At 69.7% G+C, this 20,973-nt stretch carries 19 protein-coding genes; 12 read left to right on the top strand and 7 right to left on the bottom strand.

Going from position 1 to position 20,973, the window contains the following annotated elements:
- Positions 1-127 precede the first annotated feature (127 nt).
- From DK389_RS04485 to DK389_RS04450, 8 genes are all read left to right on the top strand, one after another.
- Positions 128-2,278, top strand: a complete 2,151-nt coding sequence (locus DK389_RS04485; RefSeq protein WP_109887654.1) for a polysaccharide deacetylase family protein — start codon at positions 128-130, stop codon at positions 2,276-2,278.
- Positions 2,265-3,641 carry a tetratricopeptide repeat protein gene (locus DK389_RS04480; protein WP_109887652.1) on the top strand — a complete coding sequence of 459 codons (1,377 nt, stop codon included), beginning with the start codon at positions 2,265-2,267 and terminating at the stop codon, positions 3,639-3,641. The genes DK389_RS04485 and DK389_RS04480 overlap by 14 nt, the downstream gene beginning before the upstream one ends.
- 26 nt (positions 3,642-3,667) lie before the next feature.
- Positions 3,668-4,741, top strand: a complete 1,074-nt coding sequence (locus DK389_RS04475) for a hypothetical protein (protein ID WP_109887651.1) — start codon at positions 3,668-3,670, stop codon at positions 4,739-4,741.
- Positions 4,729-5,724 (top strand): hypothetical protein, encoded by a 996-nt coding sequence (locus tag DK389_RS04470; protein WP_109887649.1) that lies wholly within the window; start codon positions 4,729-4,731, stop codon positions 5,722-5,724. The genes DK389_RS04475 and DK389_RS04470 overlap by 13 nt, the downstream gene beginning before the upstream one ends.
- Positions 5,708-7,246, top strand: a complete 1,539-nt coding sequence (gene pelF, locus DK389_RS04465; RefSeq protein ID WP_109887647.1) for a GT4 family glycosyltransferase PelF — start codon at positions 5,708-5,710, stop codon at positions 7,244-7,246. Before DK389_RS04470 ends, pelF begins: the two co-directional genes overlap by 17 nt.
- A gap of 4 nt (positions 7,247-7,250) precedes the next feature.
- Complete coding sequence (pelG, locus tag DK389_RS04460; RefSeq protein WP_162560493.1) at positions 7,251-8,651, top strand: exopolysaccharide Pel transporter PelG; 1,401 nt, start codon at positions 7,251-7,253, stop codon at positions 8,649-8,651.
- 105 nt (positions 8,652-8,756) lie between these two features.
- Positions 8,757-10,055, top strand: a complete 1,299-nt coding sequence (locus DK389_RS04455; RefSeq protein WP_162560492.1) for a polysaccharide biosynthesis/export family protein — start codon at positions 8,757-8,759, stop codon at positions 10,053-10,055.
- Positions 10,056-10,063: 8 nt separating this feature from the next.
- Positions 10,064-10,969 (top strand): MJ1477/TM1410 family putative glycoside hydrolase, encoded by a 906-nt coding sequence (locus tag DK389_RS04450; protein WP_162560491.1) that lies wholly within the window; start codon positions 10,064-10,066, stop codon positions 10,967-10,969.
- A 56-nt stretch (positions 10,970-11,025) separates the two neighbouring features.
- Here the strand turns inward: DK389_RS04450 and DK389_RS04445 are convergent, their stop codons facing one another.
- Complete coding sequence (locus DK389_RS04445) at positions 11,026-11,649, bottom strand: helix-turn-helix domain-containing protein (RefSeq protein ID WP_236960611.1); 624 nt, start codon at positions 11,647-11,649, stop codon at positions 11,026-11,028.
- Between the two features lie 524 nt (positions 11,650-12,173).
- Here DK389_RS04445 and DK389_RS04440 point away from each other — a divergent pair.
- A complete protein-coding gene (locus tag DK389_RS04440; RefSeq protein WP_236960609.1) occupies positions 12,174-12,389 on the top strand; it encodes a DUF6894 family protein in 216 nt (71 codons plus the stop codon).
- 4 nt (positions 12,390-12,393) lie between these two features.
- Here the strand turns inward: DK389_RS04440 and DK389_RS04435 are convergent, their stop codons facing one another.
- The 4 genes from DK389_RS04435 to DK389_RS35110 all read right to left on the bottom strand — a co-directional run bounded on the left by DK389_RS04435 (position 12,394) and on the right by DK389_RS35110 (position 15,918).
- Positions 12,394-13,323 (bottom strand): AEC family transporter, encoded by a 930-nt coding sequence (locus DK389_RS04435; protein ID WP_109887636.1) that lies wholly within the window; start codon positions 13,321-13,323, stop codon positions 12,394-12,396.
- Positions 13,324-13,622: 299 nt separating this feature from the next.
- Positions 13,623-14,690, bottom strand: coding sequence for an asparaginase (locus tag DK389_RS04430; RefSeq protein WP_109887634.1), 1,068 nt, complete (start codon positions 14,688-14,690; stop codon positions 13,623-13,625).
- 103 nt (positions 14,691-14,793) lie between these two features.
- Entirely contained in the window at positions 14,794-15,066 is a 273-nt protein-coding gene (locus DK389_RS04425; RefSeq protein ID WP_236960606.1) for a hypothetical protein, read from the bottom strand.
- 93 nt (positions 15,067-15,159) lie between these two features.
- On the bottom strand, positions 15,160-15,918 hold the full coding sequence (locus DK389_RS35110) for a cold-shock protein (protein ID WP_109887633.1): 759 nt from the start codon (positions 15,916-15,918) through the stop codon (positions 15,160-15,162).
- Between the two features lie 396 nt (positions 15,919-16,314).
- On the opposite strand from DK389_RS35110, the gene DK389_RS04415 reads away from it, so the two are divergent.
- The 3 genes from DK389_RS04415 (at position 16,315) to DK389_RS04405 (ending at position 18,773) form a co-directional block, all read left to right on the top strand.
- Positions 16,315-16,788 (top strand): response regulator, encoded by a 474-nt coding sequence (locus DK389_RS04415; RefSeq protein WP_109887631.1) that lies wholly within the window; start codon positions 16,315-16,317, stop codon positions 16,786-16,788.
- Positions 16,789-16,902: 114 nt separating this feature from the next.
- Positions 16,903-18,054 carry a Ppx/GppA phosphatase family protein gene (locus tag DK389_RS04410; protein ID WP_109887629.1) on the top strand — a complete coding sequence of 384 codons (1,152 nt, stop codon included), beginning with the start codon at positions 16,903-16,905 and terminating at the stop codon, positions 18,052-18,054.
- Complete coding sequence (locus DK389_RS04405; protein ID WP_109887627.1) at positions 18,051-18,773, top strand: RlmE family RNA methyltransferase; 723 nt, start codon at positions 18,051-18,053, stop codon at positions 18,771-18,773. Before DK389_RS04410 ends, DK389_RS04405 begins: the two co-directional genes overlap by 4 nt.
- On the opposite strand, the gene DK389_RS04400 is transcribed toward DK389_RS04405, so the two are convergent.
- Positions 18,770-19,195 carry a DUF779 domain-containing protein gene (locus DK389_RS04400; RefSeq protein ID WP_109887625.1) on the bottom strand — a complete coding sequence of 142 codons (426 nt, stop codon included), beginning with the start codon at positions 19,193-19,195 and terminating at the stop codon, positions 18,770-18,772. The two genes, DK389_RS04405 and DK389_RS04400, sit on opposite strands and share 4 nt — an antisense overlap.
- A gap of 146 nt (positions 19,196-19,341) precedes the next feature.
- The gene (gene adh, locus DK389_RS04395; RefSeq protein WP_109887623.1) at positions 19,342-20,862 is read right to left on the bottom strand and encodes an aldehyde dehydrogenase; all 1,521 of its coding nucleotides are present in this window, start codon (positions 20,860-20,862) and stop codon (positions 19,342-19,344) included.
- Between the last annotated feature and the right edge of the window lie 111 nt (positions 20,863-20,973).

Here is a 20,973-nt window from a genome sequence, read left to right as displayed (position 1 = left end):
AAGGCGCGGAGCGACCCTAACTCTTCTTCGACTTAGGGTAGCGATCGTACATGCGGTCCTGCTGGCGGGTCTCGCGCTGTCCGCTGCCCAGCATCCGGCCGCGGCCGAGCCCGTCGCCGGACGGGTCGTGGCGCGGGAGATCCTGGCGCTGTTCGACGGCGATCTCGAGCCGGCGGCCGCGGACACGCGGATCCACCGCTACGCCGAGCTGCCGCTCAACCACCTCGGCTTCACGCTCACCTACCGCGACATCCGCAAGCCGCTGCCCGACGCCGCCGACATTCGCCGCTACGCCGGCGTCCTGACGTGGTTCTCGACGACGCCCGCCGCCCGCGACGCCTATCTCGCCTGGGCGCGCGTTGCGGTGCGGACGGCACGGCGGTGGGTGATCCTCGGCGCGACGGGCGCCTCCTTCTGGACGGACGAGGCCGTCGCCGGAGACGCGCTCCTCGGCGAGATCGGCCTGCGCCATCGCCGCCGCGCGATCGACCTCACCCTCGGGACGCAGCTCAGCGCCCGCGCCCCCACCCTCACCGCGTTCGAGGGACCCGCCGACGCGGTCCTGCCGCCCTACGAGATGATCGAGGCGGCCCGGCCCGACCTCGAAGCGTGGCTGGAACTCGTCGCGCCCCAGCGCGAGGGTGGGGGACGCAGCGTCGCCGTCGCGGTGAGTCCCCGCGGGGGCTTCGCGGCGAGCGGGTACGAACTCGTCGAGGATCAGGGGCAGGGCCGGGCGCGCTGGCTGATCGACCCGTTCGCCTTCTTCGGGCGGGCGCTGCGGGACGGCCCGGTCCCGGTGCCGGACGTCACGACCCTGTCGGGCCGGCGCATCTACTTCAGCCACGTCGAGAGCGAGGGGCTCAACCACGTCGTTCTGACGAAGGACCGCGAGCAGGTCCTCGTCGCCAAGCTCTTCCTCGACCGGATCGTCACGGCCTTTCCGGATCTGCCCGTCACCCTCGCCCTGACGCCGGGCGACCTCGACCCCGCCATCGGCGGCAACGAGACGCCGCGCGATCTCGTGCGGGAGATCTGGTCACAGCCCCAGGTCGAGCCGAGCGTCGCCTCCTACACCAGGCCCTACACGTGGCGCTTCTTCGACCATTACAGCCGCGCGCGCGAGGAGGAGATCGTCGCCGGGAGCCGGCCGGCCGGCCGCTTCGGCCTGCGCAGGCTGACCGATCTCGTCAGCACGAGCGCCCGGGTCGACCGCTTCGTGGCGAAGGCCCGCGAGTATCCGCGCAACTACCTGCTGACACCCTTCGACCTCGGCCAGGAGACGCGCGTCGCCTGGACCGCCGCCAGCGCGCTCGCGCCGGCCGGAAAGGCGCCCCGCCTGTACCAGTGGACCGGGGACGCGGAGCCCTCCGAGGAGGCGATCGCGCTGACGCGCCGGCTGAGCCTCCACAACATCAACGGCGGGGAAGGGCGCTTCGACGCGGCCTATCCTTCGGTAGCGAACCTGCCGCCGATCGCGCGGCCGGTCGGCGAGCAGCGCCAGGTCTACGCGGTCTCGGCGGACGACCTGCCGGTGCGGAAGGCGTGGCGTCCTGCGGTCTCGGCCCTGCGCGGCCTGCGCGCCACGCTCGCGAACACCGAGACGCCGCGGCGTCTGAAGGGTTTCAACCTGCATTACCGTCTCGCCACGGTCGGCAATGCCGACGCCCTCGGCGTGATCGAGGACTTCCTGCGGGAGGTCCAGGGCTCCGCGCTGATCCCGATCCGCACGGTCGATTACGCCGCGCTGGCGGACGATTTCCCCCGCGTCGCGATCGCCGAGACCGGTCCCCTGAGCTGGGAGGTGCGCGACCGCGGCTCTGTCCAGACGCTCCGCTTCGACGCTGCGGACGCGATCGACGTCGACCTCGGCGCCTCCCAGGGCGTGGTCGGGCGGACGCGCCACGGCGGATCGCTCTACCTCGCGCTCGATCCGAGCGTCGAGCCTGCGCGCGTCGTCCTGCGAGACGGGACATCCGCACCGAATCCGGTCGGCTTGTCGGAGAGCCGGTGGCAGATCTCCGGGCTGACGCGCAGCGAGGGCGGCTGGAGCTTCGCGGCATCGGGCTTCGGACCCGGCGACTTCCGCTGGGCCGACGTGCCGCCCGGACGCTACGCGGTGACCGCTCAGGGCAGCGACGGCACCCTCTGGACGGGCAGCGCCGAGGCGGACACCCTCGGGCGCCTCGGCTTCACCCTTCCGGCCATGGGCGTGGAGCCGGTCCGGATCGCCGTCGGGCATCGCTCCGACGAGGTGGGAGGCCGCGATGAGCACCGCTAGGCTTCTCGTCGCCGTCGCGCTCGTGATCTCCGCGGTCGCGGCCTACCTGCTGCAATCCGGCCCCGAGGAGCGGATCGCGATGCTCGTGCGCGACGGGCGCAACGCGGAGGCCGTGATCGAGATCGAGCGTCTGCTGGCCACCGGGGCCGCGCGCCCTCGCGTGCTCATGACGCTCGCGATCCTGCAGGATTCTGCGGGCGAGCGGACCCGCGCCACCGACCTCATGGAACTCTACGTGCTCTCGCGCCCCCGCGACCGGGACGCACTCGCGTGGCTGGTTCAGGCCTACGAGGCATCCGACGACGTCGACGGCCTCATCGAGTCGCAGGCCAAGCTCGCCGCGGTCGATCCGAGCCCGGCGCAGATCGGCCGGCTCGTCGCGCTCTACCGCTACCATGGCCGGTTCGCCGAGGAATCCGCCGCGCTGGAACGCTTCGCGGAGCAGGGGGCCCTGACGACGGACCAACTCGAGCGCCTCGCCCAGCTGCTCGCCGCCGAGGGGCGCATCCAGCGCGCGGTCGAGGTGCTGCGCGGCCTCGACGAGCGCCTCGACGACGCGGCCGAGCGGCCCCGGCGCCTGCTGTTCGAACTCCTGATCGGCCAGGGCCGCTTCGAGGAGGCGGCCGAGCGCGCGAAGCGCTGGCTGACGGCCTGGCGCAAGCCCTGGCTCGCCGCCCAGCTCACCCAGCGCTTCGCCGCGCGGGCGCCTCTGCCCGAGGCGCGCGACCTCGCGATGACGAGCGCGGCGCTCCATCCGGACGCGAAGCTCTACCTCGCCAAGAGCCTCGCCGAGCAGGGCAACCGGCGCCTCGCCACCGCGCTCCTCCTCGGCTGGCCCTACGAGGGCATGCCGCTCACCAAGCCCAACATCGACGGGTACGTCGCCGCCGCCGCTGCGACCGGCATCCCCACGCTGATCTGGTCCCGGTTCTCCATGCTGCGCTCCCGTCCGGGCGAGAAGGAAGCTCAGGCGCTCTACGCCGAGGCCATCGCGGCGGAATACGGCCTCTCGGCCATCGCGATGCTTCAGCCGGCGCTCCCCGACGACGTGCTGCGGAAGCGCCCGGTCTTCGCGGCCCGCATCGCCCTGCATCGCGGACAGCAGCTCCGCGCCCGGCAGATCCTGGCCGAGGCCAAGCTCGAGGCGATGACGGCGGCCGAGCTCGCGCAGTGGCTCGACTTCGTCCTGCAACTGAACACGGCGCAGGGCGCCCTCGCCACCCTTCAGAATCTCGAGCAGCGGATGCAGCTGCCCGAGGGCCTTCACGCAGCCTATCGCGCCCTGGCGGCGCGGCTCGGGCGGCCGACGGGACCGGCGATCGCGATCGCCACGAGCCGGCATCTGGCGGGGATCTCACGGTGATAGCGGCACAATCCCCTCGTGAGGCGATGACGGCCGGAGCGTCCGAGCAGGGCGCGAGCGTGCGGACTTGGCTGACGCGCCGGCTGTCCGGCGTCCGCGGCAAGTACGAGGCCTGCTTCCTCTTCCTGCTCCTGATGATCATCGAGTGGATCATCCCCGGCCCGGCCTCCCTCGCGCAGATCGCGCCGCACCCGTTCTGGATCCCGGTCGTCCTGCTCAGCGTGCAGTACGGCAGCGGTACGGGCCTCGTCGTGGCGGCGCTCGCGGCCGGCCTGAGCTGGGCGGCCGGCTGGCCTCCGCAGACCTCGCAGGAGGATTTCTACACCTACTCGCTGCGCGTCTGGCGGGAGCCGGTCCTGTGGATCCTCTGCGCCATTGTGATCGGCGGCCTGCGCAACCGCCAGATCCGGGAGCGCCTCGCGCTGGAGGAGCGGCTCCGGATCACCGAGGAGCAGCGCGACACGATCGCGGGCTTCTGCAACGAGCTTCAGGAGCACGCCGCCGTGCACGAGCGCCGCGCCGCCACCGCGCGCTCCGGGTCGCTGGAGGCCGGGCTCGCGAGCCTGCAGCAGCTGCGCGAAGCCGCCGAGCCCGAGCTGACGCAGGCGCTGCACGCGGCCGTCCAGGCTTGGCTCGGGCAGGCCCGTTGGAGCTACTTTCCCCTGGAGGAGGGCGAGCTGCGCCATGCGCATTCCGAGCGGGCCCGCCTCGACGCCTGCTTCCCCGTGCGCACCGCGCTCGTCTACGCGGTCGCCTGTCACCGCCCGCGGGTGCTCAGCGTGTTCGACGAGAGCGAGGCGAGCCTCCTCGACGGTGTCGGCGTCTTCGCGGCCTCGGTCCGTGCGGGGGAGAACGGGGCCTGCCTCGGCCTGTTCGTGCTGGAGACGATCCCGGCGGACCGGCTCGATCCCGCGAGCGCCGTCGCCGTCGCCGCGATCGCGGGCGCTCTCGGCGAGGCGGTCGACCGGATGCGCCCGAGCGGCGCCGAGCCCGCGAGCCGCCGCCCCGCCGAGACCGGGTTCCCGGTGGAGGCCGCCTGCCTGCCGCACCTCGTCGCCGGCCTCGCGATCGAGCCTGGAGAGGTGCCATGCAGCCTCTGAGCACCGCCGCGCGCCTCTCGGCCGGGCCGGTCGCGGCCATGATCGCGATCAACGCGGCCGAGGTCGCGATCGTGATCGCTTATCTCGGCGGTTCGGTGGGCGAGGGGGCGGCGCTCGCCGCCCACGGTGCCGCGCTCCTCGTCTTCGCCGCCCGGCGCAAGGTATTCGCCGACGACCTCACCCTCTACGTCATCGCCCTGCTTCTCACCGCCTCCACCGGCCCCGTCGGCGCTGCCGCCACTCTCGTCCTCTACCTCGTCCTCGCCCGCATCCCGGTCAGCGAGCACGAGCTCGAGAGCTGGTACCGCCAGATCTCCGGAGTCGGCGAAGCGAACCCGGCCGTCGCCCTCCACGCCCAGATCCTCGACGGCCGCGCCCGTCGCCCGAGCCGCAGATCGATCGAACATTTCCCGAGCGTGCTCGAGGGCGGCCTCGGACAGCAGCAGGCGCTGCTCGGCCTGATCGGGCTCGCCTACCACCCGGATTACCGGCCCTTGCTGGGCCAAGCGCTGCGCAGCACCGAGCCGAGCATCCGGGTCCACGCGGCGGCGGTCTCGGTCAAGCTTCGTGCCCGCGCCCGGCTCGAATTCCAGAAGACCCGGGCGGAGGGGCGCCGCCCCGCCACCGCGACGGCCCTCGTCGCGCAGGCGGCCGATCTCGCCCGGCTGGCGAACGGGGGGTTCCTCGACGAGGCCGACGCGCGCTCCGCCCGGGAATCGGCGGCGAGCCTCTGCGAGGAGGCGCTGGCGGCCTCGCCCGGCCACCGGGGTGCGACGGCGCAGCTCTGCGCGCTCCTGGCCGAGCTCGGCCGCTGGGACGAGGTGCTCGCCCGCGCGGCCACCGTCGCCTACCGCCGCGGCGACATCCTGGCCGAGGCGGTGGCCGAGAGCCTGATGCAGCTGGGCCGCACGCAGGACCTCCACGATCTCCTCGTCCGCCCGGCGGACCCGATTCCCGGAGGTCGCCATGCGCTTCCTGTCTAGCGCGCCGAAGCGCGAGCCGGAGGCCGATGTCTGCCTCGTGGTCGAGGGCTGCTACCCCTACGTGCGCGGTGGCGTCTCGACCTGGGTCGATTGGCTGATCCGCGGCAATCCGGACCTCACCTTCGCCATCGTCGCCATCGTCGCCGACAGGGGCCCGCGGGAGATCCGCTACACGCTGCCCGAGAACGTCGTCGCCTTCTCAGACCTCCACCTGCACACGGATTTCCGCTCGCAGCCCTGGCAGGAATCCGCGCGGACGTCCGAGACGGAGGAGATCCTCGCCGAGCAGCTCATCGCGCTCGTCCGCGGCGGCGGCCTCGACGCCTTCGACCGGCTCGTTCGCCTCGTCAACGATCCCGAGAGCGGGCTGACCCACGCGAGCCTGATGGCGTCCCCGCTTTCCTGGAGGGTGACCTGCCAGATGTACGAGCGGCTGATGCCGCACGCCTCGTTCCTGCACTTCTTCTGGGCGTGGCGCGCCCTGTTCGGCGGGCTCTTCGCCGTCCTGAAGGCGCCCCTGCCGCGGGCGCGGGTCTACCACACCATCTCGACGGGCTATGCCGGCCTGGTGGCGGCCCGGGCCGCGCTCGAGACCGGCCGCCCGGCGCTCATCACCGAGCACGGGATCTACACGAACGAGCGCCGCGTCGAGGTCCTGATGGCGGAGTGGATCTGCGACACCGTCGACAAGGGGATCTCGCTCACCGACGAGCGCGTCGACCTGCGCGACATCTGGATGCAGATCTTCGATGCGCACGCCCTGATCTGCTACCAAGCCTGCAGCCGCATCATCACCCTCTACGAGGACAATCAGCGCCTCCAGAAGGCGCTCGGTGCGGCCCCCTCCCGGCTCGCCGTGATCGCCAACGGCATCGACGTCGAAAGTTACGCGGCACTGCCCGTGGCGGGTCCGGACGCCCCCCCGACCATGGCGCTGATCGGGCGCGTCGTCCCGATCAAGGACGTGAAATCCTACATCGAGGCGGCGGCGATCCTGCGCCAGCGCATTCCCGGGCTCCAGGCGCTCGTGATGGGGCCGACGGACGAGGATGCCGCCTATTTCGAGGAATGCCTCGACCTCGTTCGCGATCTCGACCTCGGCGACACCGTCGTCTTCACCGGCTCGATCAAGCTCGTCGAGCACCTCTCTCGGGTTCACGTCGTCGTGCTGACGAGCCTCAGCGAGGCGCAGCCCCTCGTCATCCTTGAGGCGGGCGCCGCCGGAATTCCGTGCGTTGCCACCGATGTCGGTTCCTGCCGGGAGATCCTCGAGGGCCGCTCCACCGAGACGCCGAGGCTTGGCGCGGGCGGGGCGGTGACGCCCCTCGTCAGCCCGCGCGAGACGGCCGCGGCGGTCGAGCAGCTGCTGCGCGACGAGCGGCTTCGCCGGGAGCAAGGGGAGGCCCTGCGCGTTCGGGTGCGCCGCTATTACGCCTCCGAGGACGCGCTCTCGGCCTATCGCGACACCTATGCCCACTACCTCGCGCCCGCACGGGCCGAGGCGACCGCTTCCGGGAGCTGAGCCCATGGCCGGGATCGGATTCGAGCTGAGGCGGCTCAGCAGCCGCGACGAGATCCTCGGGCCGGTGGCGGCCGTGGCGCACGCCGCCATCGTTGCGGCCGGGCCGTGGCTCTACACCGTCATGGCGATCCTCGTGATCGGCGAGGCGGCCTCGCCGCTGATCGGCGAGGACGCGATGGCGACCTTCCGCGTCCTCGTCGTCTACGTCTTCTCGCTGTCGCTCGTCGGAACGTCACCCGTCGCCATGGTTGGGACGCGGGTGCTCGCGGACTCTCTCTACCGCCGCCAGTACGAGGACGTGCGATCCGTCTTCGTGCTCACGCTTCTCGCGGCGAGCGCGGCGACCGCGATCCTCTCGTGCCTCGTCTTCGTCCTGCTGCTGCGCGTACCCGCCGACGTCGCGTTCGCGGGCATCGCGGGCGTGCAGATCGTGAGCATGGTCTGGGTCGGCCTCGCCTTCTGCGGGGCGGTCCGCGATTATCTGCAGGTGACGCTCGCCTTCGTCACGGGGCTGCTCGCGGGCGTCGGCCTCGCCGTCACGGCGGCGCTGCACGGTTACGGCCCCGTCCCGATGGTCTGGGGGCTCGCCGCGGGCTTCATGATCGTCTTCCTCTGGCTCACCGCCCGCTTCGCCTCGACCTTCCCGTCCCCCTGCCGGAGCCTCGCCGCGGCGCAGGCGGCCTTCACCGCGCGCCTCCGCTGCAGCCCCTCCCTCGCGATCGGAGCGACGGCCGGCGCGGTCAGCGTCTGGATCGACAAGTGGATCATCTGGACGAGCGGCTACGGCGAGCGCGTCGAGGCCGGCCTGATCCACGCGCCGCTCTACGACGGACCGATGTTCATCGCGAGCCTCACGGTCGTCCCTGCCCTGGCGCTGTTCGTGACGAGCCTGGAGACGACGTTCTTCGACCGCTACCGCGCCTATTTCCAGGCGATCGACACCCACGCGACGCTCAAGAACATCCGCGCCCAGGGGCGCATCCTGGAGCGCGAGACGACGCGCACGCTCGCCAACATCATGGTGGTCCAGACCGCGCTGTGCGTCATCGTGGTGCTCACGGCACCCGCCATCGTCGAGGCGGTCGGCCTCCAGTTCCGGCAGATCGGCATCCTGCGGATGGGGACGGTCGGCGCGCTGTTCCAGTACCTGTTCATGTCGTGCTCGGCGCTGCTCATCTTCTTCGACGCGACGCGGGTCTACGCGACCCTGCAGCTCATCTTCCTCGGGAGCCTCGCCGCCCTGACGGTGCTGGTCTCGCAGTTCGAGCCGGGAAGCCTCGGCACCGGGTACATGCTCGCCTGCATCGTCTCCGGGTTCGCTTCGCTCTTCGCGCTCCTGAAGGTGCTGGGTTCGATCGATTACCGCGTGTTCGTGGGCAGCGCGACGCAGGCGCGGCCGGTCTGACGGGTGATGGAACACTTTGGGCAGGAGGGGATGATGGTGTTGCACTGGCCATTCGAACGGAGCCGCTCGGCCCACGGCAGGCGCCATCGCGCGCCGTGGATCGCGTTGCTCGCGAGCCTTCTCGCCCTTCTCGCCGGGCCCGCGCTCGCGGCCGGCGACACGGTGCTGCGGGTCGGCGACCGCCTCAAGGTGACGATCTTCGAGACCATGGAGGTGCCGGAGGCGCCAGAGGTCGACAAGCCGCGCTCCGGCGACGCGGCCGCCATCATGCAGACCGTCTATCCCCGTGTGGATCTCTCGGGTGAGTACGGCATCGAGCCGGGCGGATCCGTATCCCTGCCGCTCTTCGGCAACATCGAGGCGGCGGGCCGGACCACCGCGGCCTTCAAGGCCGATCTCGGCGATGCCTTCGACCGGCTGTTCCACCGCCGCTGCAACATCACGGTCTCCGTCCTGCAGCGGGCACCGGTCTTCGTGGTCGGCGCCGTGCGCAATCCCGGCTCCTTCGCCTACATGCCCGGGCTGATGGTGCTGCAGGCCGTCGCGCTCGCCGGCGGCGACATCCAGAGCGGGATGCCGGTCCAGGCCGTCGAGGCGAGCCGCGAGCTCGACCGTCGCGACGCGGCGCGCGATCGCCTCAAGCAACTCCTCCTGCGCAAGGCTGCCCTCGTTGCGGAGCGGGATGGCACGCCCGTCGCCAAGTCTGCCGACGGGCTTCGCCACCTCGTCGGCGCGGAAGGCTCGTCGGCCCTGATCGCCGGGGAGCAGCGCATGGCTCAGCTCCGAGCCCAGAACCTCGCGGGCACCCGCGCGACGAAGGAGCGGGCCATCACGGCGACGCAGGACGAGATCGAGCTTCTCAAGCAGCGGATGGCGAATTTCGACGCGCAGATCAAAGTCCGCGGCGAGCGTCTCAAGATGATGGAGGCCCTGTTCGCCCGCCAAGTGGTCGAGAACGAGCGCGTCGCGGACGTGCGCCGCGACTACGTGGACATGGAGGGCCGCCGCCGCGACATCGAGATCAGCCTCCTGCAGGCCGAGCAGAGGCTCGACACCGCGCGCAAGGCCCTCGTCCAGGCCGACAGCGAGCGGCGCCTGACCCTCGAGCGCGACATCGCCACGGTGGAGGCGGAGGCCGAGGCCGCCGAGCGCGCCTACCAGAGCCTTGCCGCGACGGCGACGCTGATGGCGCGGACGAGTCCCGCGGTCGGCCGCGAAGGCGGCGTCGTGGCCTTCGAGATCGTGCGGCGCACCCTGGAGACGACGGAGACGCTGCGCGCGAGCGAATTCGACGTGTTGGAGCCGGGAGACGTGCTCCGGGCCCGGCTCGTTCCTCCGGAGACCGGCCGGCCGGCGACGGCCGCTGTTGAGAAGGAGGCAGCCCTCGGGCCGAACAAGCCATGAGACGCTTCATGACTCGGCGCAGCCTCCTGACATCCGGCCTCCTCGGCTTCGCGGCGCTCGCCGGAATCGGGGCCGCCCCGCTCATCGGCCGGCGCGTCTCGGCCCGGCTCGCGAGCGTCGACGTGCGGTCCTGGGGCTGCCAGTACCAGCAGATCGACCTCGGCCGCGTCGCGGCCTCCGACCTCGATATGATCGTGCTCGACCCGGTCGTCGACGGGGCGCGCATCAGCCTCGATGCGCTCCCCAACCTGCGCGTGAAGCCCGATGGCGGGCGGCGACTCGTCCTGGCTTATCTCAGCGTCGGCGAGGCGGAGAGCTATCGCGCCTACTGGCAATCGTCCTGGCGTGAGACGCCGCCCGACTGGCTCGGGCCCGAGAACGCGCGCTGGCCGGGCAGCTTTGCCGTGAAGTACTGGCATCCGGCTTGGCGGGCGATGATCGCGGGAGACGGGGGTGCGATCGACGCGCTCTGCGCGGCGGGCTTCGACGGCGTGTTCCTCGATCGCGTCGACGCCTACGGCGATTGGCGCGAGCGCGAGACGCAGGCGCGCCGGGAAATGGTCGATCTCGTGGGCGTTCTGTCCGCCCGCGCCAAGTCGCAGCGGCCGGGCTTCGTCGTCGTAGCCCAGAATGCCGAGCCCCTGCTGATGAACGACGCGTATTGCGGCTCGATCGACGCGGTGAGCAAGGAGAGCCTGCTCTACAACCTTCACGGCGAGGGCGTCGAGAACACGGACGACGATGTGCGCTGGAGCATGACCTACTTGGAGCGCGCGCGCGCCCGCGGTCTGCCGGTCCTCGCCATCGAGTACCTCGACGACACCGTGACGCGCCTGCGGGCGCGGGCGCGGCTGACCCGTCTGGGGTTCGTCCCCTTCTTCGGGAACCGGCTGCTCGACCGGCTGCCGGTTTGATCGACGCGGTTCGGGCGGGATCCGTCGGATCCCGCCCGCCGTGACATCGCGATCGTCTACTTCGGGTAGATGCCGTGCTCCCGAGCCCAGATCGCGGCCTGCGTGCGGTTCTGCGTCTTGAGTTTCCGGAGGATGTTCTTGACGTGGATCTTCACCGTCGCCTCGGCGAGATCGAACTTCAGGGCGATCACCTTGTTCGAGGCGCCGTCCGCCAGGCAGCGCAGCACGTTGAGCTCGCGGCTCGACAGCGGATGGCACGGCGGCTCCTCGGGATCCTCCACGCCGGCGACGATGATCTGCTGCGAGCCGGAGAGCGGCTCGGGCGCCGTCCGCGGCCGCTCGATCATCCACGAGAACAGGTTGGCCGATTGCACGGTGACGCCGGACATCACCGCATCGAGCACCTTCACGAGGGTGTCGCGACCGATGTCGCGGTCGAGAACGGCCTGCGCCATCAGGCAGAGGTCCCGCGGAAGTGTGGTGGGCGCGTCGGCCCGCCCGAAGATCACCAGAATGGAATCGGCTCGCGCCGCACGCAGAGCGCGCGCAGAATCGACGCTCGCCGCATCGTCGAGGGAGGCGAGAATCAGGCGCGGAGCATCGTCCGCCGACCCACTCTCCATCTCGGAGGCCGTCGCGCCCGCGACCCGAAACCGTGTCCCGCTCAGGAAAGACGTCAATCCTTCCCGTACAAACGAACTCGACGCCACAAGGGTCGTCGGAACCTCATCGCCGGATGACATGTCGTTGCTCCCCTCGCAAACGAGGCAAGGATGAAACAGTACGTTACCTGACATCGGGCCGGCTCTGCCTCGCGTGCTGAGCATTCGACCCAAGTGAGAATGATTGTTATTCTTGGTGGTACGCCTGTCGTTTTCGACAATTTCCGACCAAATACCTTTTTATCTTGATTATATTTTCTGAAGACCAAACGGGTATTTTATTTCAGGGCGAAAATACATCCGTATGATACCGTACGCTGGTCTGGTACTAATCACTGACATATGCAGAGTTAGTACCTTTTTGTCGACAAACTTACTAGATATCAACGAATAGTTAACGCTCTACCCGGAATTCCTAGCTGCGAATACTAAAAGTTGCAACATTTTATTGAAATCGTGCGATTTCGCGCGCACGTGGGATATGGGCTCGAAGGCGCTTGCGCCGCAGCGGCCGTGGTCGCTGCCCCCTCAGGAGAAGTTTCGTGAGGCAGCGCGTCTTCTTCGACCTCACCGATGGCCTCACGATCCTGGCCGATGAGACGGGCGTGGTCGTGGCGGATCTCGATCAGGCGTTGCGCCAAGCCGCCAGCGCGATCGAGGAGATGCGGCTGAGCGGGCAGCTTCGAGGAGAGTTTGGCTGGCGCATCGTGGTCCGGGACGCGAACCGCACGATCCTGCACCTGTTGCCGCTGCCCTGAGCCATCAGCTTCGGCCGAGGACGATCAGCCACGCGAGCGTTGTGAAGGGTGCGGCGAGCGTCGAGACGAGGACTGAGGCGGCGACCAGCCCCGTCTCGGTCTTGTAGCGGGCCGCGAGCAGGTAGGCGTTGATGCCGACGGGCATCGCTGCGAACAGGGTCGCGACGCCCGCATAGGAAGCGGGCATCGAGAAGACGTGAAAGGCGAGCAGCCACACCGCGAGCGGGTGCAGCACGAGCTTCAGGAGCGCGATCACCGCCGCGCCCGGCAGATCGAACAGGACGCGGTAACGTTTCAGGCCGGCGCCGAGGGCAATCAGGGCGCAGGTCGAAGCCGTTGCCGAGAACGCGTCGATCAGGGACTTGACCGGACCGCCGGGCACGATCTCGGCGCTTCTCATGCAAAGCCCGACGAACAGGGCGATGAAGATCGGGTTCTTCAGGAGGACAAGGGCTAGCCCGCGCAGGCGGTGCAGGAGCGAGCGGTCACCCTCCGCCTCGATCAGGAAGGTTGCGCACCCCATCATCAGAGGCAGGTGGACCGCAAGCAGCAGGAAGAGCGGAAACGCGCCTTCCTCACCGTAAGCCTGCAGGATCGTCGGTACGCCGACGAAGACGGTGTTCGACTGGCTCGCGGCGAACCCGTGCAGGATCGCCCCCTGGCGCCCGATGCCGTGACGCCGGATGGCGATCAAGGATCCGATCGCCCAGGACAGACCGGCACCGCCGAAATAGGCGAACCAGTACGACCACGCGACCTCGCCGGTAAGGCCGGGCCGGGTCAGCGTGCCGATGATGAGCGCCGGGACCGCGATCGCGAAGACGTACTCCGACAGGCCGTCGCTGACGCGGTCCGAGAGGAGACCCGCGACCGCGGCCGCCCAGCCGATCAGGATGATGCCGAAGATCGGGACAATGATCGTGACGGCGTTCATCGTGCTCCATCTCACGCCCGCGGGATCGGGACGACCGGCCGAGGGGGCCGGCGGCGTCCGGGTGGCAGGCTGTACGGGACATGACAGGCTGCGGGGATTCCCGACGAGTTATCCCCAGGCCGGCGGCTCCGATACCGGAGAATCACAAAACGGCCACATGCGCGGAGCCGACTGCCGGGCATGGGGGAGCGTTGGAGGGAGCGATGGCGATCATCATCCTCGACCCTGTGTCCGGCAAGCCCGTGATCATCACGCTCCCGCCATCGGGCGAGCGGGCGACTTAAGCCCAGCGGACGGTCCTAGCGGTCGAAGAGAGCCTGCAATGCGGCGGCGTCCTTCGATGTTGGAAGTGCGATCAGGGCGAGGATGCGAGCCTTGTCCGGCGTGAGATCCCCAGCGAACACCGCGCCCGCCTTCCGCAGCGTGCTGCCCCCACCCTTGAACCCGTAGACCGGCAACGCGCGCCCGTCATAGACTTTCGTGGCGACGATGACGGGCACCCCGCGCTCGATCGCCGCCTTGATGGCATCATGCATCGGCGCGTTGACGTTGCCCCAGCCATACGCCTCGACGACGATCGCCTCCGCGCCGCTCTCCGCGGCTCGCCGGACCTGCGAACCATCCGCCCCCGCGTACATCGGGACGAGATCCACGCGCGGCATGCGCTCGGGAAGCGGCAGGGTCTGTCGCCGGAGCGACTTGCGGCTGAACACAACCCGATCCTCGTCGACGTAGCCGAGGATGCCGGCATCACCCGAGTCGAAGGTCTCGACGTTGCTCGTGTGGGTCTTCCGAACCTCGCGGGCCGCATTGATTCGGTGGTTGAGCGTCACGGTGACGCCCATGCCATGCGCGCCATCGGCGAGAATCTGGCGGACCGCGTTGAGAAGGTTGCGCGGGCCGTCCGCGTCGTGGTCCGAGGCATTGCGCTGAGCGCCGACGAGGACCACCGGCTTCTCGCTCTTCAACGTCAGATCGAGGAAGTAGGCAGTCTGGTCGAGGGTGTCGGTGCCGTGCAGGACGACGGCGCCACGAATCTCGGGATCGGCGAGGATCGACTCGACGCGGCGGACGAGGTCCGGCCAGCGATCAGGGCCCATGTAGTCGCTGGGCACGTTGCTGAACTCTGTGACCGCGACGTTCGCCACATCCTTCAGCTTCGGCACGGCCGCGACGAGATCCTCGCCCGAGAGAGCGGGCACGGGTGCCTGCGTCGCCGGATCGAGCTTCATGGCGATGGTGCCGCCCGTGGCGACGATCGCGACCTTCGGCAATTCCGCAGCTGCGACCGGAAGGGTCAGGGCGGCGAGCCCCGCAAGCGCGAACGCGTTTCGGCGGACCTGCCGCCGGGTCGTCTCGAATGTCATGGCCGTTCCGCTCCCGCGTCGATCGTGCTGGACGACGGGAATCGTCCGGCAGACCGCTCAGGTTCCAAGAGCCGGCCCGGAGGACGGCCGCGCGATCGGTGTCTCAGCGGAGCGGGCGGTCCCCGCGCTCGGCGCCGCGTCCGGCGCGCATCGCCCGCGCCGCCTCGGCCGCGCTGGGCGGCAGCTGCGATCCGGGCGCGGTCGCGGCGCGGCCCGCGGAATTCTGTGGGGCGACGTCCACCTCGCGGTCGCGCCCGAGCGCGTAGCCCGCGTTCACCCCGGCGTAGAAGCCGGTGAAGTCCTCGGCGCGCGCAGGGGCCGAGACGGCGAGGATCGTGAGCAGGACGAGGACAGGGCGCATGGCGGGATGAAGCATGGGCACAGCAAAACGGCGGCCCCGAGGGGCCGCCGTCAAGCTAGCGCCGCGAAGACGGCGAACACGTGGCCGCCGTCGAGATTGCGAATGCGATCAATCGTCGACGTTGATGCTCTGGGCCTCGCGACCCTTCTGGCCCTCGACGACGCCGAGCGTGACCTGCTGGCCTTCGGCGAGCGAGTCGAGGCCCGCGCGCGACAGGGCGGAGCGGTGCACGAACACGTCCTTGCCGCCGTCGTTGACGGAGACGAAGCCGAAGCCCTTGGCCGGGTCGTACCACTTCACGGTGCCGGTCATCTCGACCGAAGGCCCCGACGCGAAGCGGCCGCCGCCACCGCCACCGCCGAAGCGATCGCCGCCACCGAACCGGTCGCCCCCGCCGAAGCGGTCACCGCCGCCGAAGCCGGAGCGCGGCGGGCGGGCGTCGCGCCGGGGCGGAGCCGCCTCGGCAGTCGACGTGTCGACGCTGATGACGTTCGTCACCTGCGGGCCCTTCTGACCTTGGGCCGTCTGGACCGTGAGCCGCGTACCGGGCAGCAGGTCGGCGTGACCGGCAGCCTCGACGGCGCGGATGTGGAGGAAGGCATCGCCCGAGCCGTCACCGAGCTCGACGAAACCGAAGCCCTTCTCCTTGTTGAACCACTTCACCGTGGCGTCACGCTCCGGTCCGGACGGAGCCGGAGAAGCGCGCGACGCGCCGCGGTCGAAGCCGCCGCCGCCGCCAAAACCACCGCCGCCGAAACCGCCGCCACCGTAGCCGCCGCTCGGCGGCGCCTGATCCGGCCACCGCGGCTCGCCACTCTCATCGAAGCCGCGCTTCTGCGGCCCCCTGAAATCACGACCACGTCCCATAGAAAGCTCGCAAACCCGTCCCGCCGACCATCGTCTCGAATACCGCGTGCGCGCCATCCCAGACAGCCCACGCTCCGCACTATCATCACCCTTGGTCGCGGTAACCAAGAATAACGCCTCAGTCCTGACGCAAACCCGGCCGTACCGCAAGAACCTTCTGTCCCTGCGCAGGTCGGTTCCATCACTTTCCGGTGGCGAAGTACCGAGTTCACGGCGTGGGCGCGATTCACAACCCCTAATTGTGAATACGGAAACGTACCCAAGTGCCGAGGGTCGGCCCCTTATGGCCCGTCGTGTTGGCCGCTGCCGAAGGGAGCGGCCACCGCGTTAGGAAACGGGAAAAGGGGAGCGTCTATCCTCGCATGTGGCCTCTCCGGACGGCCAGGTTCCGGCCCGATGATCGCGACCCCGACATTTCCCGACCTCTCCGCCCTCGTCGTCGACGAGAGTCTCTACATCCGCCGCATCGTGCGCGACATGTTCATGCGCGTCGGTATCAAGCGCGTCCTCGAAGCGCCGGACGGCGCCGAGGCGCTCGGCGTGCTGGCCGAGAGCAAGCCCGACCTGACCATCATCGACTGGGACCTCGCGATTCTCTCCGGCGAGGAGTTCATCCGTCTCGCGCGCACGCCGGCCACCTCGCCGTGCCCCACGGTGCCGATCATCCTGATGCTCGCACAGCCGCGGCGGAACGTGGTGGACCGTGCCATCTCGCTCGGCGTGAACGAGATCATCGCCAAGCCCTTCTCGCCGAAGACCCTGTGGTCGCGCCTCGACGAAGTGATCAACCGGCCGCGCCCCTACAGCCAAGTGAAGAGCCTGCTTCGCCCGACCCCACGCATGGCTGGGAGCCTGAAGGCCATGGCCTGAGAAGCACTCGGCGGATTCGAGGCTTTGCAGTTCTCGGGCGAACTAGTAGGCTCGTTCATGAATGATGGTCGGGCTCTCTGCCCGGGCCACGCGTTGAGGATCTCGGCACCGCCGATGAGGGACGAGAGTGCCGCCGCCGTGCCGGCCCGCTCAGCCGCGGGCGGGTCACCGGCTCCCCGCGACGGGGCGTCGGGGGCGCGCATCGCTGGCGATCCGCCGCGCGCCGCGGGCGCGGGCTCAGCCTCCCTGCGCCACGCCGCACCCCCCCGTCATGGGCGCCGTCATGCCTACGCCGCCCTCGACCTCGGCACGAACAATTGCCGCCTCCTGATCGCCGAGCCCGCCTCTCACGGTTTTCGCGTCATCGATGCCTTCTCGCGGATCGTGCGCCTCGGCGAGGGCCTCGGTAATTCCGACCGGCTGAGCGAGGCCGCGGTGGAGCGTACCGTCGAGGCCCTGCGCATCTGCCGCGCCAAGATGCAGTCCCGCGGCGTGGTGCGTGCCAAGATCATTGCGACGGAGGCTTGCCGGCTCGCCACCAACGGGGCGGAGTTCGTCGAGCGGGTGCGCAACGAGGTCGGTCTCGACCTTGAGATCGTGGATCGGCAGACGGAAGCCTATCTCGCTGTCACGGGCTGCGCGGCGCTCGCCGATCCGCGGGCGGAATCCGTCGTCATCTTCGACATCGGCGGCGGCTCCACCGAGATTGCGTGGCTCGACGGGGCGGCGACGAACCCTTCCGCCGACCCGACCCTGCGCATCCGCGCCTGGGATTCGCTCCCCGTGGGCGTCGTCACGCTCGCTGAGCGCCACGGTGGCGCCGAGGTGACGCGTCGGATGTTCGAGGGCATGGTCGAGGAAGTGGCCGATCTCCTCGCCCGCTTCGCCATACGCGCGGCGGCGGCGGCGACCGCCCCTCATTTCCATCTCCTCGGCACGTCCGGTACGGTGACGACGCTCGCCGCCATGCATCTGCGGCTCGTCCGCTACGAGCGGCGCCGGGTCGACGGGCTCTGGATGAGTGATGCCGAGGTCACGGACGCGATCGAGGACCTCCTCGACACCCGGCTCGAACAGCGGGCCGACAACCCTTGCATCGGGCGCGACCGTGCCGATCTGGTACTGGCGGGCTGCGCGATCCTGGAGGCCATCCGGCGCGCCTTCCCGTCGGAGCGACTGCGCATCGCCGACCGCGGCCTGCGCGAAGGGCTTTTGATGAACATGATGCGCGAGGACGGCGTGTGGCGCCGTGGAGGCTACCGTTGAGCGACAGGCGTGGTGCCGGGGGCGGGGGAGGCGGCGTTCGAGGCGAGCTGAAGCAGCGGGTGAAGACGGGGCGCGGGCGCACCGTCTCGCAGAAGCGCTGGCTGGAGCGGCAGCTGAACGACCCCTACGTCGCCCGCGCCAAGCGCGAGGGCTACCGGTCCCGCGCCGCCTTCAAGCTTCTGGAGATCGACGAGCGCTTCGGCATCCTGAAACCCGGCCAGCGGGTCGTCGACCTCGGCGCGGCCCCGGGCGGCTGGTCGCAGGTGGCGGCGAAGGTCGTCGGACCGCAGGGGCGCGTCGTCGGCATCGATCTCCTCGAGATCGAGCCGATGACCGGCGTCGAATTCATCACCCTCGATTTCCTCGACCCGAGCGCGCCTGAGCGCCTCACCGAAATGCTCGGCGGGCCGGCAGACCTCGTCATGTCGGACATGGCGGCCAACACGACGGGCCACAAGAAGACCGACCACCTGCGCATCATCGGCCTCGCCGAGACGGCCGCGGAATTCGCCCGCGAGATCCTGGCACCGGGCGGCAGCTACGTGGCCAAGGTCTTCCAGGGCGGAACGGAGGGTACGCTGCTGGCCGACCTCAAACGCGACTTTGCGCAGGTCCGCCACGTGAAGCCGCCGGCGAGCCGCGCGGATTCGAGTGAGCTCTACGTGCTCGCCACGGGCTATCGCGGGTCGACGGGCTCCGCCGCCGGGACCGAGTCTTAGATCCGGCAGGCGCCCGACAGCGCCTCGTTCTCGGCTGCCGAGAACAGGCGCGAGCGGATGTGGAAGCGCTTCTCGCGGCCGTTCTCCAGGGAGAACATGCCGCCGCGTCCCGGCACCACGTCGAGGATGATGTGGGTGTGCTTCCAGACCGCGAACTGCGAGCGGCTGATGAAGAAGTCGGCCCCACCGACCTGGCCGAGATGGACGTCGCCGTCGCTCGTGATGAAGTCGCCGACCGGGTAACACATCGGCGAGGAGCCGTCGCAGCAACCGCCCGACTGGTGGAACATCACGGGCCCGTAATCGGCGCGCAGCTCCTCGATCAGCTCCAGCGCGGCCGGGGTGGCGGTGACGCGCAAGGGCGTGCCGTCGACGCCGGCCTGCTCGGACTTGTTGGCCGCAAGGGTCTCGGGCTCGGTCATGGCGGCATCCTCTCCGGTCGGTGGGCCGTGGGCGTTCCCGTCCCATCTGGCGCGCGGCCGCGCGATGTGCAGGGGCGGCGGATGGACCTCGATACGAAAACGCCCCGGCCTGACGACCGGGGCGCTCCTCGTGCGGGGCGAGGCTCTCAGAAGAAGCCGAGCTTCTTCGGGGAGTAGCTCACCAGCATGTTCTTCGTCTGCTGGTAGTGGTCGAGCATCATCTTGTGCGTCTCACGGCCGATGCCGGACTGCTTGTAGCCGCCGAAGGCCGCGTGGGCCGGGTAGGCGTGGTAGCAGTTCGTCCAGACGCGACCGGCCTGGATCGCCCGGCCGAAGCGGTAGGCGCGGGTCCCGTCGCGGGTCCAGACGCCGGCGCCGAGGCCGTAGAGCGTGTCGTTGGCGATGGAGAGGGCCTCCTCGTCGTCCTTGAAGGTCGCCACCGAGAGCACGGGCCCGAAGATCTCCTCCTGGAAGATCCGCATCTTGTTGTGGCCCTTGAACACGGTCGGCTTCACGTAGAAGCCCTCGGCGAGATCGCCCTCCTGACGATTGCGCTCGCCACCGGTGAGCACCTCGGCGCCCTCCTGGCGGCCGATATCGATGTAGCTGAGGATCTTCTCCAGCTGCTCACCCGACGCCTGCGCGCCGATCATCGTGGTGGGATCGAGGGGCGAGCCCTGCTTGATCGCCTCGACGCGCTTGATCGCCTTCTCGATGAAGCGATCGTAGATCGATTCGTGGACGAGCGCGCGGCTCGGGCAGGTGCAGACCTCGCCCTGGTTGAGGGCGAACATCGTGAAGCCCTCGAGCGCCTTGTCGAGGAAGTCGTCGTCCTCGTTCGCCACGTCGGCAAAGAAGATGTTCGGCGACTTGCCGCCGAGCTCCAGCGTCACCGGGATCAGATTCTGGGAGGCGTACTGCATGATCAGCCGGCCCGTCGTCGTCTCGCCGGTGAAGGCGATCTTGGCGATGCGGGGCGAGGAGGCGAGCGGCTTGCCGGCCTCGAGGCCGAAGCCGTTGACGACGTTGATGACGCCCGGCGGCAGCAGGTCGCCGATCAGTTCCATCACGACGAGGATCGAGGCCGGGGTTTGCTCGGCGGGCTTCAGCACCACGCAATTGCCGGCGGCGAGCGCGGGGGCGAGCTTCCACACCGCCATCAGGATCGGGAAGTTCCACGGGATGATCTGGCCGACGACGCCGAGTGGCTCGTGGAAGTGGTAGGCCACCGTGTCGTGGTCGATCTCGGAGATCGAGCCCTCCTGCGCGCGGACGCAGCCGGCGAAGTAGCGCCAATGATCGATGGCGAGCGGAATGTCGGCGTGGGTCGTCTCTCGGATCGGCTTGCCGTTGTCCCAGGTTTCGGCCAGGGCGATCAGATCGAGGTTCTCCTCCATCCGGTCGGCGATCTTGTTGAGGATGCGGGCGCGCTCGGCCGGCGAGGTGCGGCCCCAGGCTTCCTTGGCGGCGTGCGCGGCGTCGAGGGCCTTCTCGACGTCCTGCGCGTCGGAGCGCGCGACCTCGCAGACGACGCGGCCGGTGATGGGAGAGGTGTTCTCGAAGTAGCGTCCGGTGGCGGGCGCGACCCACTGGCCACCGATGAAATTGTCGTATCGCGCCGAGAAGGGCGACTTCGTGGTCGAGCCCAGGAATTCCGGCTTGTTCATGGGGTTCTCCTCCGTTGGGCGTCTTGTGCGCTGTGTTCTTTCTCGGCCGCAGCCAATGGCAGATGGCCCCCCAAATCAAGTTGGACTTTTGGCCATACCAGTCGAGAAGCG

This window comes from Methylobacterium durans, assembly GCF_003173715.1.
GTDB classification, from domain to species: domain Bacteria; phylum Pseudomonadota; class Alphaproteobacteria; order Rhizobiales; family Beijerinckiaceae; genus Methylobacterium; species Methylobacterium durans.
This window is presented reverse-complemented; position numbering and strand designations above follow the sequence as displayed.

Coding starts and splice junctions, on each gene's coding strand:
- DK389_RS04400 (WP_109887625.1), bottom strand. CDS start 19,195: ATGACCGAGCCCGAGACCCTTGCGGCCAACAAGTCCGAGCAGGCCGGC.
- DK389_RS04450 (WP_162560491.1), top strand. CDS start 10,064: ATGACTCGGCGCAGCCTCCTGACATCCGGCCTCCTCGGCTTCGCGGCG.
- DK389_RS04410 (WP_109887629.1), top strand. CDS start 16,903: ATGAGGGACGAGAGTGCCGCCGCCGTGCCGGCCCGCTCAGCCGCGGGC.
- DK389_RS04430 (WP_109887634.1), bottom strand. CDS start 14,690: ATGACATTCGAGACGACCCGGCGGCAGGTCCGCCGAAACGCGTTCGCG.
- DK389_RS04470 (WP_109887649.1), top strand. CDS start 4,729: ATGCAGCCTCTGAGCACCGCCGCGCGCCTCTCGGCCGGGCCGGTCGCG.
- DK389_RS04480 (WP_109887652.1), top strand. CDS start 2,265: ATGAGCACCGCTAGGCTTCTCGTCGCCGTCGCGCTCGTGATCTCCGCG.
- adh (WP_109887623.1), bottom strand. CDS start 20,862: ATGAACAAGCCGGAATTCCTGGGCTCGACCACGAAGTCGCCCTTCTCG.
- pelG (WP_162560493.1), top strand. CDS start 7,251: ATGGCCGGGATCGGATTCGAGCTGAGGCGGCTCAGCAGCCGCGACGAG.
- DK389_RS04415 (WP_109887631.1), top strand. CDS start 16,315: ATGATCGCGACCCCGACATTTCCCGACCTCTCCGCCCTCGTCGTCGAC.
- DK389_RS04425 (WP_236960606.1), bottom strand. CDS start 15,066: ATGCTTCATCCCGCCATGCGCCCTGTCCTCGTCCTGCTCACGATCCTC.
- pelF (WP_109887647.1), top strand. CDS start 5,708: ATGCGCTTCCTGTCTAGCGCGCCGAAGCGCGAGCCGGAGGCCGATGTC.
- DK389_RS04435 (WP_109887636.1), bottom strand. CDS start 13,323: ATGAACGCCGTCACGATCATTGTCCCGATCTTCGGCATCATCCTGATC.
- DK389_RS04475 (WP_109887651.1), top strand. CDS start 3,668: ATGACGGCCGGAGCGTCCGAGCAGGGCGCGAGCGTGCGGACTTGGCTG.
- DK389_RS35110 (WP_109887633.1), bottom strand. CDS start 15,918: ATGGGACGTGGTCGTGATTTCAGGGGGCCGCAGAAGCGCGGCTTCGAT.